The sequence below is a fragment of the Deltaproteobacteria bacterium genome (genome assembly GCA_003696105.1).
Classification (GTDB): domain Bacteria; phylum Myxococcota_A; class Polyangia; order Haliangiales; family J016; genus J016.
This window is the reverse complement of the sequence record RFGE01000197.1, coordinates 1-15,119: the sequence shown is the minus strand read 5'-3', so window position 1 is coordinate 15,119 and position 15,119 is coordinate 1. Positions and strand designations below refer to the sequence as shown.

Annotated in this window: 10 protein-coding genes; 8 read left to right on the top strand and 2 right to left on the bottom strand. The window is 74.0% G+C overall.

All coding sequences use genetic code 11. The features are described from left to right. The coding region (locus D6689_13080; GenBank protein RMH40679.1) for a hypothetical protein at positions 1-446 on the bottom strand (446 nt) is incomplete at its 3' end. 112 nt (positions 447-558) lie between these two features. Between D6689_13080 and D6689_13075 the strand changes: the two genes are divergently transcribed. The 3 genes from D6689_13075 to D6689_13065 are packed head-to-tail and all read left to right on the top strand — an operon-like array spanning position 559 to position 7,252. Next, entirely contained in the window at positions 559-4,395 is a 3,837-nt protein-coding gene (locus tag D6689_13075) for a hypothetical protein (GenBank protein ID RMH40678.1), read from the top strand. Positions 4,396-4,451: 56 nt separating this feature from the next. Further along, entirely contained in the window at positions 4,452-5,957 is a 1,506-nt protein-coding gene (locus D6689_13070; GenBank protein RMH40677.1) for a hypothetical protein, read from the top strand. Continuing rightward, positions 5,885-7,252 carry a serine/threonine protein kinase gene (locus D6689_13065; GenBank protein RMH40676.1) on the top strand — a complete coding sequence of 456 codons (1,368 nt, stop codon included), beginning with the start codon at positions 5,885-5,887 and terminating at the stop codon, positions 7,250-7,252. The genes D6689_13070 and D6689_13065 overlap by 73 nt, the downstream gene beginning before the upstream one ends. Here the strand turns inward: D6689_13065 and D6689_13060 are convergent. Continuing rightward, positions 7,174-8,550, bottom strand: coding sequence for an FHA domain-containing protein (locus D6689_13060; protein ID RMH40675.1), 1,377 nt, complete (start codon positions 8,548-8,550; stop codon positions 7,174-7,176). The two genes, D6689_13065 and D6689_13060, sit on opposite strands and share 79 nt — an antisense overlap. A gap of 186 nt (positions 8,551-8,736) precedes the next feature. Between D6689_13060 and D6689_13055 the strand changes: the two genes are divergently transcribed. The 5 genes from D6689_13055 to D6689_13035 form a co-directional block, all read left to right on the top strand. Next, the gene (locus D6689_13055) at positions 8,737-10,878 is read left to right on the top strand and encodes a molybdopterin oxidoreductase family protein (GenBank protein RMH40674.1); all 2,142 of its coding nucleotides are present in this window, start codon (positions 8,737-8,739) and stop codon (positions 10,876-10,878) included. Beyond that, the gene (locus tag D6689_13050) at positions 10,533-11,267 is read left to right on the top strand and encodes a group 1 truncated hemoglobin (protein ID RMH40673.1); all 735 of its coding nucleotides are present in this window, start codon (positions 10,533-10,535) and stop codon (positions 11,265-11,267) included. Before D6689_13055 ends, D6689_13050 begins: the two co-directional genes overlap by 346 nt. A gap of 317 nt (positions 11,268-11,584) precedes the next feature. After that, on the top strand, positions 11,585-12,970 hold the full coding sequence (locus D6689_13045) for a KamA family radical SAM protein (protein ID RMH40672.1): 1,386 nt from the start codon (positions 11,585-11,587) through the stop codon (positions 12,968-12,970). A gap of 72 nt (positions 12,971-13,042) precedes the next feature. After that, positions 13,043-13,675 carry a hypothetical protein gene (locus tag D6689_13040; protein ID RMH40671.1) on the top strand — a complete coding sequence of 211 codons (633 nt, stop codon included), beginning with the start codon at positions 13,043-13,045 and terminating at the stop codon, positions 13,673-13,675. A 35-nt stretch (positions 13,676-13,710) separates the two neighbouring features. Then, positions 13,711-15,119: aconitate hydratase (locus D6689_13035; protein RMH40670.1), on the top strand; the 1,409-nt coding region annotated here is incomplete at its 3' end.

Genomic DNA, 15,119 nt, shown 5'->3' with positions numbered 1-15,119 from the left:
CGCTGCGCGCAGGCCTGCATCCCGCCGATGAACGACCGGTCGCCCAGGACCATGACCAAAGAGGTCGCCTCCTCCGGCGTGAGGTCGTCGGCCATCGCGTCGAACGGGTCGTCGCTCCACCGAGCATCGAGGTACAGCGTGGCGAGTTCCCGCCCGTCGGCGCCGTAGTAGTCGACGGTGAAGTACTCGGACGACCGCCACGTCCCGAGCGTCGCGCGCACGACGACCTCCCGGCCGGTCTCGGGAAGCACGGTTTCGAACGACACGGTCGCGGCCCGAACCCCGCGCCGGCCGCGGGTGCGCTCGCACGTCAGACCCGTGATCGAAAGCCCCGCGCCCGGCGCGCCGTCGGACGCGCCGTCCGCGCTCGAATCGGCCGGATCCGCCGGCGCGCGCTGCGCGGACGCCGGCGTCGCGGCGATCGACAGCGCCGCAAATCCACCCAAAGCCAACTGAATCCAACGATACGACTGCATGTGATCCTCCTTGTCCGCATGCTTGCGGTTGCAACTTTGCCGCGACCATCCGCGGCTGCGGCCTGCCGGCATTGCAGCCGGCGTGCCGCCCACCGGGGCGCGTGCCGTCACGCCGTTGCGCGCCCGGCGCGTCGACCCGCCGTGCACATCTGCGGCATTTCGTGGACCCGCCGTCGACGCGGTCCGCTACGCTATCGCTCGCCGGCATGACCCGACCGACCCGCGTCCCGACAACCCCCGCGTCGCGCGCGCGCCGCCGTCCCACGCGACGACGCGGCGGCGACGGATGCCGGACGCCGCGCCACGAGTCGGGACGCACCGGTCGGAGCCGCGCGCGCCCCCGCCGGCTCGGGTCGCGGCGCGGCCGCGGCCGCCGCGCCGTCCTTCCGGCGGGATCGATCTGACGATCATGCGGATCCTCGGGCACAGGCCGACTGCTCGCGTCGCGCACGGCGGCGTCGCGACGGTGTTCCGCGCGGTGCACCGCGACGGCGGCGACGTCGCGCTCAAGGTGGCGCATCGCGCCGGCGACCCGCGGTTGCGCCGCGAGGCCGATGCCCTGCGCGCCATCGGCCCGCGCGCGGCGCCGCGCCTGCACGAGCTCGGCAGGTGGCGCGGCCGCGACGTGCTGGTCCTCGAGTTCGTCGCAGGCGAGCGCGCGCCGGCGACGGCGCTGTCCGCGGACCGCGCCGCCGACCTGGTGGCGGGCGTCGCCCGCGCGATCGACGCGGTGCACGCGGCCGGGTGGGTTCACGGCGACGTGAAGCCGGCGAATCTGCTCGTGCGCCGCGACGGCGGCGTCCGCCTCGTCGACTTCGGGCTCTCCTGCCCGATCGGCGAACGGGCCGCGGCCGCGGACCGCGCGGGTACGCCGGCATACATGGCGCCGGAGCAGTGCAGCGGTCGCGCGATGACCGCGGCGACCGACGTCTACGCGCTCGCCGCGTCGGCGTTCCTGTGGGTCACCGGTCGCCTGCCGTTCGAAGGGCCGGCCGCCGAGCAGCGCGCGGCGCACCTGGCGCGGCGGCCGCCGCCCGCGTCCGTTGTCGCGCGCGTCCCGGCGGCCGTCGACGCCGTGCTCGCACGGGGCCTCGCAAAGGTGCCAGACGAGCGCTTCGCGCGCGCGAGCGCGTTCGCCGAGGCGCTGGCGCGGGCGCTGCGCGCGCCGATGCGCGAGCCGCGCGCCGACACCGCGACCCCGGACGCCGTCGCGCCGACGGCGTTGGCCGCGGTGCGCGCCCGCCGCGGTCCGGTGGCGCTGTCGCGCACGCTCGCCGACGGGGTGGTCGCCGGCGTCGCGCCGCCGTGGACGCTGCTCGCCTTTCCGGACGCGCTCGGCGCGGCATCGGGTGTCCGCCGGGCGCTGCGCGCGTGCCGCGAACTCGCGGGATCCGGCGCGATCGATCCGGGCGCCACCGTTCACGTGGCCGACGCCGAGTGCGTCGACGGCGCGGCAGGCCTCGCGGTCGCCGGCGCGGCCATCGACGACCCGGCCGGCTGGGTGCGGCCCGACGCCACCGCCGTCGCGCTCACGCCCGCGGCGGCGCGCACCCTCGGCGACGGAGCGACGGGCGGCCCGCGCGGCGACGCGACCGCACTGGGCCCCGGAGAGACCGCCGCGGCGCCGGCGACGGGCGGCGATCGCCCCGCCCCGCCGGCGCCGGTTGCAGGCGCGGTGCCGCCATGGGTCGGCCGGCGAGAGCAGATCGATCGCGCGGTCGGCGCGGTGCGCGCCGCCGTGGCCGACGGCGCGCCGGCACTGATCGCGTTCGTCGGCGGTCCCGGCGCCGGCAAGACACGCGCGCTCGACGCCCTCGCCGCGCGGCTGCGCGACGCGCGCATTCCGATCGCCCCGCGGCTCGGGGCCGCGGGCATCACCTACGTGGACGACGCGCACCGCGCCGCGCCGGATCGCCTCGCGGCGATCGCCGCCGCCGTCGCGCCGGGCAGCCGCACGATCGTCGCGATCGCAACCGATCCGATCCTGTGGACGACGCGACCGCGGTGGGCGGCCACGGCCGCGCGCATCGAGCGCATCGACCTGCCTCCGCTCGCACCGGCCGACGCGCGCGCCCTGGCACGCGCAGTCCTCGCGCCCGCCGAATTCGTTCCGCACGCACTGCTGGACGCGCTGTGCGAGCGGGCCGGCGGAATCCCCGGCCTGTTTGTCGAACTCGCCGCAGCCATCCGCGCGACCGGAGCCCTGCGCTACACCGAAGGCGGCGGCGCCATCGTCGCCGGCGACGAACTCGACACGGTCGGTGCCACCGCGATCGCTCGGCGCATCGCCGACCGCGCACTGGCGGGACTTCCCGCCGGCGTGCGCCGTTTTGCGGAGTTGTGCGCCGTGGTCGGCGAACCGCTGTCTCCGGCCGACCTCGACCGCGTGTGCGAACGACTTGACGCGGAGGCGTACGGCGGGGTCGACGCGCGCGCCGCGCTGGAACGGCTCGCCGTCCGCGGACTCATCGCGCGGGCGCCCGACGGCTACGCGTTTGTCGCGCCGATGCTGCGCGACCAGATCGCGGCGGGCGTTGCGCCGGCGTGGGCGGCCGCCATGCACCGGGCCGCGCGCGATGCCGGGCACGGCGACGCCGAGCGCCGCGCCGAACACTGCGAGGCGGCGGGCGACCGGGACGGCGCCGCCCGCGTTCGCCTCGAGCTGGCGGCCGCCGCGGACCGACGCCGCGACGACGTGGCCGCGGAGCGTCACTACACGCGCGCGCTGGCCAGCTTGGCCGACGGCGATCCGCGCCGCGCGAGCGCGTTCGCGGCGCGCGGCCGCGCGCGGATCCGGCTGCACCGCAGCGACGACGGCATCGCAGACCTGCGCGCCGCGCGCGCCGCCGTCGACGAACGGACGGACCCGCGCACCGCGCTCGCGCTCGACCTCGAGCTCGCCACCGCGCTCGACTGGGCGATGGACGCGACGGCGTCGGCGGCCGCCGCCCGGCGCGCCGCGCGCCTCGCCGACCGCCTCGCCCCGGCCGAGCGCGCCGCCGTGCAGCCGGCGATCGACGCCGCGCTCGGCCGCAGCGCCTACCGCGCGGACCGCATCGACGATGCCATCGCGCTGTTGTCGCGGGCCGTCGACCGCGGCGACGTGCGCGTGCGCATCGAAGCCGGCTTGTTGCTCGCGCCCGCGCTGTTGTTCCGCGGCCAGACGGACGAGGCGCGCCGCCGGTACGACCGCGTCCTCGACGACGCGCGCCGCGCCGACGACGCGCTCCACGAGGCCGCCGCGCGCGTCAACCGCCAGATGCTGTGGTTGCGGCTCGACGCGATCGACGCCGCGGCGGTCGACCTCGAGGCCGCCGTCGCGATCGCGCGCCGGATCGGCCATCCCCAGGTCGAGCGCGCCGCGCTGCACAACGTCGCCGAGCTGTGGCTGTGGACCGGGCGCTTCGAGGACGCGCGCCGCGCCGCCGATCGATCGTGGGAGCTGCAGCGGCGATTCGCCCGCGCCGGCGATCTGCCGGACGACGCGCTGCTCGTCGCTCGCATCGCGGTCGCGCAGGCGGACCACGACCGCGCCACGCGCGCGTTGGGTTGGGCCGTGCGCCACACGCGGCCGGCGGCGTGGTCGGCGGCGGCCCGCCTCATGCGCAGCGAAGTCGAACTCGCGATCGCCGGCGCCGGCGAGGCCGCGTGGCGCGCCGCGTGGGACCGCGCCGCGGCCGACCTGCCCCACGACGATGTCGCCATCGAGTTCGCCGTCGTCGCCGCCGAGTGCGCGGCGGCGCGCCGCGACACCCGGTCGGCGCGCGCGTGGTGCGCCGAGGCCCGGCGGCGGCTGGCGCGGTCGCCGGCCTGGCGACACCGGCTGGACGCGCTCGCACAGGCTGTCGACGCACCGTCCACGTCCGCGGCCGGCGATGTCGACTCGCCGTCCACACGCGATCCTCGAACGGGGACCTAACGCCCGGACCTTCCGCGCCTTGCCCGCGGCACGCAAATTGCTGGCAGGATGCCCTCGTGCGCGAGCAGCTTCGACTCCCTCCTCGGTGTACGCGGTCCGGGGTCGCCCTCGGCGCGGCGCTGTCGGCCCTGCTGACCGGATGCGCGATCGACGGCGACCTGCCGCCAGTCGGCACCGACGCGCGCGAGCAGATCATGCTCAACCAGATCATGCTCAACCAGATCATGCTCAACGGCCTGATGGCGATGCCGGACACCATCGACGCCGTCGTCTCGCACCCGCTGGCGGCGTCGACCTACGAGGCCGGCGCCGTCGGCGATCTCGGCTATCGGCTGCACGATCCGGACGCGCGCATGTTCCTGACCTACGTCGCCCGCTGCGCGCTGTCGCCCGACCAGGCGTTCGCGTGGACCGACCCGTACGACGACGCCGACTACGAGTTTCGCGGCGCGCTCGGCCTGTGTCCCGAGTGGCACACCGGCCCCGCGTCGACGGCCTGCCAGCACATCGTGTCGAGCTGCCTGCTGGCGAGCAACAACGCCCACGGCCTGAGCGTGATGTACTCGCCGCGCGCCGAGCTGCCGTCCGGCGGCGGCATTCCGCTCGGCCCGCGGGTGCCGGCGAAGCCGACCACGCGGGACGGCGAGCCGATCGCCAGCTTCGAGCCGTGCGGCGGCGCGGAGGTCGGGGCGGCGCGCGACTGCGGCTGGCGCGCCGACGCGAGTTGGATCGGCCGCTGTACGCCGGGGGCGGCCGTCGTCGTCGGCGCGGGCGCCCCGCCGCCGGATGCGTGCGCGGCCGCGCCGGTCGGCGCCGCCGCCGGCGAGCCGGTGCTGCGGATCTGCGCCGGCCTCGCGGGCTGCAATCACGGCTCGGCCGACATGCTCGCCGAAGCGGACGGCACCTGCGGCACCGGCTTTCCGTCGGCGGCGTTCACGTGCCCGGCGTCCGGCACGTTCGCCGTGCTGGTCGGCCCGCGCGTGGCCGAAGACGGCGTATGGGCCGAGCCCGCGGCGATCGGCGCTCTGTTTCCCGCGCCGGAAGCGGCGGTGTTCACGGTTCGCGAAGGCGCGTTCTACGGCAACCTGTTCGACGGCGCGAGTCGCACCGCCGACGTGACCTACGCGTTCGACGCATCGACCGGAACGGGCACGTGGACCGTTGCACCGACATCCGGTGCGGCGCCCATTTACGTCTACGAAAACATGTGGGCCTGCTACGACCCGGGGTGGACCTTTGGCGACGCGTACCTGCACGATCGCCTGTGCGCGATCGGCGCGGCCGCCGAACTGTGCGCGGCCCGGGTCGTCGGCCCCTGCGCGCCGCGCGGCTGGCAGCCGGGCGCGTGCGCGACGGGCGACGGCCCGGCCGTGGCCGGCGACCGCGACTTCCAGGACTGTCGCGACCGCAACCACGACGTGTGGCCGTGGCCGGTCACCTCCGTGCTCAACGGCGCGTGCGACGCCGTCCCGCGCGACCGCCAGTGGCTGTGCGACCGGCGCCCGGTGCGCCCGCGGCTGCCGGTCCGCCGCGTCGTCTCCCGCCGCCGGTCGCCGCGATGACCGGCCGCGCCGACGATGCCGTCGACCTGTACGGCGACATCCTCGGCGCCGGCGCAGTCGTCGGCCGTTGGGTGGTCGTCGAGCGAGCGGGCGGCGGCGGTTTCGGCGACGTGTACCGCGCGCGCTCCGCCGGCGGCGGTGAGGACGACGCGGCGGTCAAGGTGCTGCGCGCCGCGCTGGTGTCGTCCACCCGCGCGCTGCGCCGGTTTCGCGCCGAGGCGGCCGCAGTCGATCGCCTGCGGCATCCCGCCATCCCCCGGCTGCTCGACACCGGCTCGCTGCACGACGGCCGTCCCTACGTGGCCACCGAGTGGTGGCCCGGCCGCCCGCTGAGCGCACTGCTCGCCGCAGGGCCGCTTCCGCCGGCGCGCGCCGCGGCCATCGCCGCGCCGGTCGCCGGGGCGCTGTCGGCGGCCCACGCCGCCGGCATCGTCCACCGCGACGTCAAGCCGGCCAACGTGCTCGTCGCCGACGGCGAGCCGCCGCGGGTCGCGCTCGTCGACTTCGGCATCGCCAAGCTCGTGGACGACCGGCCCGCGGAGCGCACGGCGACCGCGTCGCGCGTCGGCACGCCGACGGCGATGGCGCCCGAACAGATTCGCGGCGAGCCAGTGGACGCCCGCGCCGATGTGTACGCATTCGGCGTGCTGCTTTACGAGATGGTCGCCGGTCGCCCCCCCTTCGTCGCCCCGACTCCCGACGAAATCGAGCTGATGCACCTGAACGCGCCGCCGCCGCCGCCGAGCGCGTTCGCCGCCGTCCCCGACGGCGTCGATGCGGTCGTGCTGCGCTGCCTCGCCAAGAACCCGGCACACCGCCCCGGGTCGATCGCGGAGGTCATGGATGCGTTTCGCGAGGTCGCGACCGGGCCTTCCCCGGCGCCGCGCCGCCCGGTCGACTGCGTCGCCGTGTACGTGTCGGCACCGCCCGCGGTCGGATCTGCGCGGGACCGAGCGGGCGCCATCGCGTCCGCCGCCGACCGGCTGGCCGCCGCGGGCCTCACGCCGGTCGCGCAGTTCGGGCTGTCGGTCATCGCGGCGGCGCCCGCGGCGCGCGTGTCGCCCGCCGCCGCGCTCGCGCACGCGGACGCGGTCGGGGCGCAGTGGCCCGACCTCGCGATCGCCGTCGCCGTCGGGCCGGCCTACGCCGCCGGCGGGCAACCCGACGACGGGCCGCTGTTCGACGGGACGCGCTGGCCCTCGCCCGCGGTCGCCGGCTATCGCGCGGCCGATCCGGACGTGCTGTCCGCGGCGCCGCCGGGCTTGGCCAGCCGGTGGCGGCGCAGCAACCGATAGATATAGGTGCGGTCGACGCCGGCCGCCACAGCGGCCTCGGTCACCCGCCCGCCGTGCCGGCGCAACAGGTCCTCGACGTACGCGCGCTCGAACTGGTCGATCGCCCGGCGTCGCGCATCGGCGAACGGAACGGACGCGTCGACTGGCGGCGGAGCCGCGTCGACCGGCCCGGCGACGGGCGCCATGTCGTCGAACACGAGGCACCGCTCCAGGTAGTTTTTCAGCTCGCGGGTATTGCCCGGCCACGCCGCGCGCTGCAGGCGCGCGATGCGATCCGGCGCGAGCAGCGCGTCGACTCGATCGTCCGGCGCACCCAAGCCCTGCAGGATCGCCCGCGCGAGCGCGGGTACGTCCTCGGGGCGGCGGCGGAGCGGCGGCAGCGTGAAGTGGACGACGGCGAGGCGATAGTAGAGGTCCGACCGGAACCGGCCCGCGTTGACCTCGGCGCGCAAGTCGCGGTTGGTCGCGGCGCAGATGCGCACGTCGACGTCGACCGCGCCGGTGCCGCCGACGCGCCGGATCTGGCGGTTTTCGAGCACGCCGAGCAGCTTCGGCTGCAGCTCCAGCGGCAGCTCGCCGATCTCGTCGAGAAACAGCGTGCCGCCGGACGCTTCCTCGAACGCGCCGATCCGCCGCACGTCGGCGCCGGTGAACGCGCCGCGCTCGTGGCCGAACAGCTCGCTTTCGAGCAGCGTCGGAGGCAGCGCACCGCAATCGACGGTGACGAACGGCCCGTCGCGACGCGCGCTCTCCATGTGGAGCGATCGCGCCGCCGCGGTCTTGCCCGTGCCCGTCTCGCCTTCGATGAGCACGGTGGCGTCGGTCGCCGCGGCGCGCTCGAGGTAGGCGAACACCTGGCGCATCGCGGGCGACTCGCCGACGAGAATCCCGAACGAACGCCGGTCGGACAGCGACAGACGGTTGCTGTCCACGCCGAACTCGAACCGCACCACGGTGCGCCCGAGCCGAACGAGGCTGCCGTCGCGCAGGTAGGCGTGAACGACCCGCACGCCGTCGACGAACGTGCCGTTGCGGCTGCCCGTGTCCGTGACGATCACGCCGTCGGACACCACGCGCAGCTCGCAGTGAAACCGCGACACGGTGTCGTCGTCGACGCGCAGGTTGCACAGCGGATGCGAGCCGACGACGCACACGTCGTCGCGCGAACTCCACGTCGTCCCCCGTGCGGGCCCCTCCACGACCTCGAGGTGGAACTGGCGCACGCAATCGGGGCCGGCGTCGGGGCGGCCGATGCCGAAAGTCGCCGTCGGTCGATCGGACATGGCGCCGTACACCATAGTCCAGATTCGCCGCGCCGGCCGGCCCGGCCGCGGCGGGGCCCGCCCCGCCGGCGGCAGCGAGCCGACAGCGGGCCGCGAGACGCCTCGCGATGCCGCCGCGCCGGCCGGCCCGACCCCGGCGGGGCCCGCCCCGCCGGCGGCTTGCTGGCTGCGCGCGAAGGCCTCGTCGTCTATGCTCATGCGATGGCGCCCCGCGTCCAACGCCACTACGCCATCTGCCCGCTGTGCGAGGCCACGTGCGGCATCGTCGTGGACACGGCCGGCCGCGAGGTCGTGGCCATCCGCGGCGACGACGGCGATGCGTTCAGCCGCGGCTACATCTGCCCCAAGGCCACGGCGCTCGCCGACCTGCACGCGGACCCCGATCGGCTGCGGGCGCCGATGCGGCGCGAGGGCGATCGCTGGTCGCCGATCGGCTGGGACCAGGCGTTCGACGAGGTCGCCGGCCGCATCGCCGACATCCAGCGGCGCTGCGGGCGCGACGCGCTCGGCATCTACGTCGGCAATCCCACTGTTCACAGCCTCGGCGCGATGACTTTCGGCCAGCTATTTCTGCGCCGCATCCGCACGCGCCAGCGCTATTCGGCCACCAGCACCGACCAACTGCCCCACATGCTCGCGAGCTATTTGATGTTCGGCCATCAGCTCGCGCTGCCGGTGCCCGACATCGAGCGCACCGACTATCTACTCGTGGTCGGCGCCAACCCGGTGGCGTCCAACGGCAGCCTGATGACCGCGCCGGACATCAAGCGTCGCATCCAGGACATCCGCGCGCGCGGAGGCCGGGTCGTCGTCGTCGACCCGCGCCGCACCGAGACGGCGCGTATCGCGGACCGCCACCTGTTCATCCGGCCCGGCGCCGACGCGCTGCTGCTGCTCGCGATGATCGACACGGTGTGTTCCGACGGCAGGGCGGACCTGGGCCGACTCGCCGCGTTCACCGATCGCGTCGATGTGCTGCGCGCGGCGGCCGCGCGGTTCCCGGCCGAGGAGGTCGCGGACGCCGTCGGCATCGCCGCCGCCGACATCCGCGCGCTCGCCCGCGAGTTCGCAGCCGCCCCGCGCGCGGTGGCCTACGGCCGCGTGGGCGTGTGCCAGCAGCCGTTCGGCGCGGTCGCCGCGTGGCTAATCTGCGCGCTCAACGCCGTCACCGGCAACCTCGACGAACCGGGCGGCGCCATGTTCCCGACGCCGGCGATCGACCTCGCCGCGATCGCCGACCGCGCGGGGCTGCGCGGCGGCTACGCGCGCTATCGCAGCCGCGTGCGCGGGTTGCCGGAGTTCGGCGGCGAGCTGCCTGCCGCCACGCTGGCCGACGAGATTCTCACGCCGGGCGACGGCCAGATCCGCGCGATGATCGTGTCGGCCGGCAATCCGGTGCTGTCGTGCCCCAACGGTCGCCGACTGGACGAGGCGTTCGCGTCGCTGGAGTTTCTCGTGTGCGTCGGCCCGTACATCGACGAGACGAGCCGGCACGCGCACATCGTCTTGCCGCCGACGATGCCGCTCGAGCGCGACCACTATGACATCGCGTTCGGATTGGTGCAGGTCCATCAACACGCGCGGTTTTCGCCGGCCGTGTTCGACCGCGGCGCCGACCAGCGACACGAGTGGGAAATTTTCGCCGAGTTGTGGCGCCGACTCGACCCGGCCGCGCGCTCGCCGCTGGGCCGTGCGGCCGTCGCCGCCGCGGCCGCCGTCGCGCGTCGCGCCGGACCGCGCGCGCTGGTCGACGCGGCGCTGCGCTTCGGCCCGCACCGCCTGCGCCTGCGCGACCTGCTCGACGCGCCCAGCGGCGTCGACCTCGGGCCGATGACGCCGCGGCTCGTCGACCTGTTGCCGCGCGACCGCCGGCGCATCGACCTCGCCCCCGCGACGCTGGTCGCCGACCTCGACCGCCTCGCGCGCGCGGCGCCGTCGCTCGCGGCGCCGGCGGGCCTCGTGCTCATCGGCCGCCGCGACCTGCGCAGCAACAACTCGTGGATGCACAACAGCCGCCGGCTCGTGAAAGGCCCGCCGCGCTGCACGCTGCTCATCCACCCGGACGACGCCGCCGCGCGCGGGCTCGCGACCGGCGACCGCGCCCGCGTTCGGTCGCGCGCCGGAGCGATCGAACTGCCCGTGGAGGTCACCGACGACGTGATGCCGGGCGTGGTGAGCGTTCCCCACGGCTGGGGGCACGACCGCCCGGGCGTGCGGCTGTCGATCGCGCGCGAGCACGCCGGCGCCAGCGTCAACGACATCACCGACGATACGCTCATCGACCCGGTATCCGGCAACGCGGCCCTCGCGGGCGTGCCGGTCGTCGTGGAGGCCACATCGTGACCAAGTCGTTGTTCGACCAGACCGGCCCGGAAAAACTGCGAGCCGTCCTCGAGGACTTCTACGACCGCGTGTTCGCGGACGTCATGATCGGCTTTCTGTTCGCGGGCAAGGACAAACAGCGGCTCATCGACAAGGAGTGGGAGTTCACCGCGCAGATGCTCGGCGCCGACGTGACCTACACCGGACGGCCGATGCGCGAAGCGCACGCGGCATCGCCCATTCTCGGCGGTCACTTCGAGCGCCGGCTGCAGATTCTCCGGGAGACGCTGGCCGACCACGCCGTCGCCCCGGAGGTGCAGGCGCGCTGGCTCGCCCACACCGAGGCGCTCCGGCCGCAGGTCACCCGCGACCGCGGCAGCGAGTGCGACCACGCCACGGTCGGCCGCTGACGCGCGGCGCGTGCCGGCGCGGCGGCCCCGTGGCACGTCGCCGGCGTCCTGCGCGCGCGGCGGGCGCCGAGCCACCGTGTCTGCCGCGAACGGACGCGGCGCGCGCCGGGCGTCACAGCGCACGGGTACGCTGTCCCCGGGTGGCGCCTCGCCCACGAAAAACCGCTTTGACAAGCCATGCCGGCGTCTGACAAGATCTGGAGACGATGTGGTTCAACACCAACGTTCTCCACCAGCCTGACGTTCGCCGCTGACGTCGTTTCGCGCCCGCGCGGCGCCCTCCGTGTCAGCGACCAGGCAACCAAGGAGAACGACCCATGGCTGTGACCACGCTCAACACCATCGATCCCCCCCTCCGCGCGGAGACCGGCGCGCGCCGGCCTCCAGTCGATCCGTCCGCTCTCGAGCACCGCAACTTGCTGCGCGGCGAGTTTTGGCGGCGCATCCCCGCCTACCGGGACGTCACCGAGGCGCAGTTTCTCGACCACAAGTGGCAGGCGAAGCACTCGATCACCAAACCCAAGAAGCTGCTCGAAGCGCTCGCTGGCGTCGTGAACGAGGCGTTCGTCGAGGACGTCGCGCGCGGGTTCGCGCGCTCGCCGATGAGCGTGCGCGTGTCCCCGTACCTGCTCAGCCTCATCGACTGGGACGATCCGTACAACGACCCGCTGCGCATCCAGTTCATCCCGGTCGCGTCTCGGCTGCTGCCCGACCATCCCAAGCTCGAACTCGACTCGCTGCACGAGCAAGCCGACTCGCCGGTGCCGGGACTGACGCACCGCTACCCGGACAAGGCACTATTCTTGGCGCTGGACACCTGCCCGGTGTACTGCCGATTTTGCACCCGCAGCTACGCCGTCGGCATCGACACCGAGGCGGTGGAGAAGGTGCAACTCAAGGTCAATCAGGACCGGTGGAACCGCATCTTCGACTACATCCGATCCCGCCCGGAACTGGAAGACATCGTCATCTCCGGCGGCGATGCGTACAACCTGCGCGCCGAGCAGATCCGCGCCATCGGCATGACGCTGCTCGAGATCGACCACGTCCGACGCATGCGGTTCGCGACCAAGGGCCCGGCGATCATGCCGCAGAAGCTGCTGTCGGACACCGCGTGGGTCGATGCGCTCACGGAAGTGCACGAGCGCGGCCGCCAGCTACACAAGCAGGTCGTCGTCCACACGCACTTCAATACGGCGCGCGAGATCACCGGCATCACACAGGACGCGATCAACGTGCTGTTCGAGCGCGGCATCACCGTCCGCAACCAGTCGGTGATGCAACGCGGCGTAAACGACACCGTCGAGGAGATGCAGCTTCTCGTCAAGCGGTTGTCGTACATCAACGTGCACCCGTACTACGTGTACATGCACGACCTGGTCAAAGGGGTCGAAGACCTGCGCACGACCGTCGCGCGCGGCATCGAGGTCGAAAAGCACGTGCGCGGCATCACCGCCGGCTTCAACACGCCGACCATCGTCGTCGACGCGCCCGGCGGCGGCGGCAAGCGCGACATCCACTCGTACGAGCACTACGACCCCGAGACGGGCATCAGTGTGTACACCGCGCCGTCGGTCAAGCCGGGGTACTTTTTGTACTACGACCCGATCGACATGCTGCCGCCCGAGGGCCAGCGCCGGTGGGCCGACCCGGCCGAGCACCCCAAGATGATCGAAGCCGCCCTGCGCGCGGCGGGCGCATAGCCGCCCGCGGCAGCGGGCGCGACGCGGCGCACGCGTTGCTCGACCGCGCGGACCGCGTATGCTGTCGGGGTGATGAACTCGTTCGCCGGGCGCGGTCGACACGTGCTCGCCGCCGCTTCCCTGTTGCTGGCGGCCGCTTGCGCCCCGACGCCGGAGGCGCGCGTCGGCGACGCGCGCCTCGCGTACGCCGACGGCGTCGAGGCGCCCCCCGCGGGCGGCACGGATGTCATCGTGGTGCCGAACCGGCCGGCCGCGCTGCCCGACGGCGCGGCGCCGCTGCGCATCGCGGTCGACCGCGATGCGGTGTTCGCCGACGTGTGGCCGCTGATCCGCGCCGTCCGCGACCGCGGCGTCCCCGCGGTGTTCTACGTCCACGACCGCCGCCGGCGCGTCCGGGTGATGGCGATCGACCCGCCGCCCGGCGGCCGCGCCATCCGCGTCACCGCAACCGCGGCCGACGGCAAGGTGTGCGTCAACCTGCCCGATGTGCCGGAGGCCAAGTGCGCGATGACCGCCCAACGCCGGGTCGACCGGCCGTCCGTTCGCCAGTTCGTGCGCGAGGCGTTCCGCGCGTCGGGCATCCGCAAGGTCCGCGTCGACGCCGAGGGCGGGCTCCGCTGGAGCGACGTCGTGCGCGCCGTCGACGGCGCGCGCACCTGCTGCCAGGGCGAGCAGATGGAGGTCGGGCTCTCCCTGCTGCAGTGACCGCCGCGCCGCCGCCGGTGTGGTAAACAGCCGCCATGCCGCCCATCGACACGTTCCGGCTCACGCCAGGCAAGCGCGTCCTGTTTCTCACCAAGGATCCGGATCTGATCAAGCGCCAGCTCGCCGGCGAACTCGACCTGACGATGGACGACGTGTCGGTCGACGACCTGCTCGACGACATCAACACGGACGCGATGACGCCGGCGTGGGTGTGCTTCGACTACGACCCGCACAAGATCGCCGAGAACGCCTACGCGGGGCTGATCGTCGATGGCGAACGACTGTTTCCGCCGCGCGCGCTGATGGACGGCAACTTCGAGGCGATCGTATCGGGCCACCGCAAGGGGGTCGGCTCCTCGCGCGAGACGGCCGCTCAGTGCGAGGTCTTCGCCGGCAGCCGGATGGCGGTCGCCGCATCGTTTGCGCCGATCCACGCGCGCAACAACATCAACATCGGCCAGCTCATGGCCGACCACAGCGTGCTTCGCCGCCTGCAGGCCGGCGAAGAAATCTCGATCGACGAACTCACGGCCGGCTACGACCCGATCACGCGCCTGATCGTCAAATCGGGCGGCCTGTTTCCCTTCATCGCGGCCGTCGACGCAGGCGAGATCGAGTTGCCTCGATCGACCACCGGCCCGCGGCCGATGACGATGGCCGAGAAAGTGCTGGCGCGCCATCTGGTCGGCGGCGGCGACTACGTCGCGCCCGGCGACGCCGTGGTCGTCACCGTCGACGGAGGCTACTCGCACGAGTTCACGACGGCGCAAGTCCACCACTTCCTGCGCATGCACTTCGGCCCCGACTACCGGCTCGCGAACCCGTCGAAGTTCGCGGTGTTCGAAGACCACCTGATCTACGCCGACGGCGTCGCCAAGATGGCGCCGTTCGCCGACAAGATCGAGACGCTGCGCCAGATGCAGCGCGAGTTCCAGCGCCATACCGGCGTCCGCGACTTCTCCGCCGTCGACAAGGTGTCGCCCGGCATCTGCCACCAGATCGCGCGCGAGCAGATCATCGAGCCGGGCGACTTCATCCAGGCGACCGATTCGCACACGTGCATGGGCGGCGCGTCCAACGCGTTGGCGTGGGGGGTCGGCGCGACCGAGTACGCGGCGCTCGCGTACTCCGGATGGACGGTCCTGCAGGTGCCCGAGTCGATCCGGTTCGAGCTGGTCGGATCGCTGCGCCCGGGCGTCACGGCCAAGGACGTCATGCTCTACATCCTCAGCACGTTCGCCGTGCGAGAGCAGACGCTCAACCGGGTGATGGAGTTCGGCGGGCCCGGCCTGTGGACCCTGTCGCCGGACGAACGCGCAACGATGGCCAACATGGCGACCGAGTGCGCCGCGCGCGGCGCGATCATGGAGTGCGACGACGTCATGCTCGAGTGGATCGCGTCGCGGCGGCCCGGCACGCGCATCGAGGACCTGCGCGCGCGCGT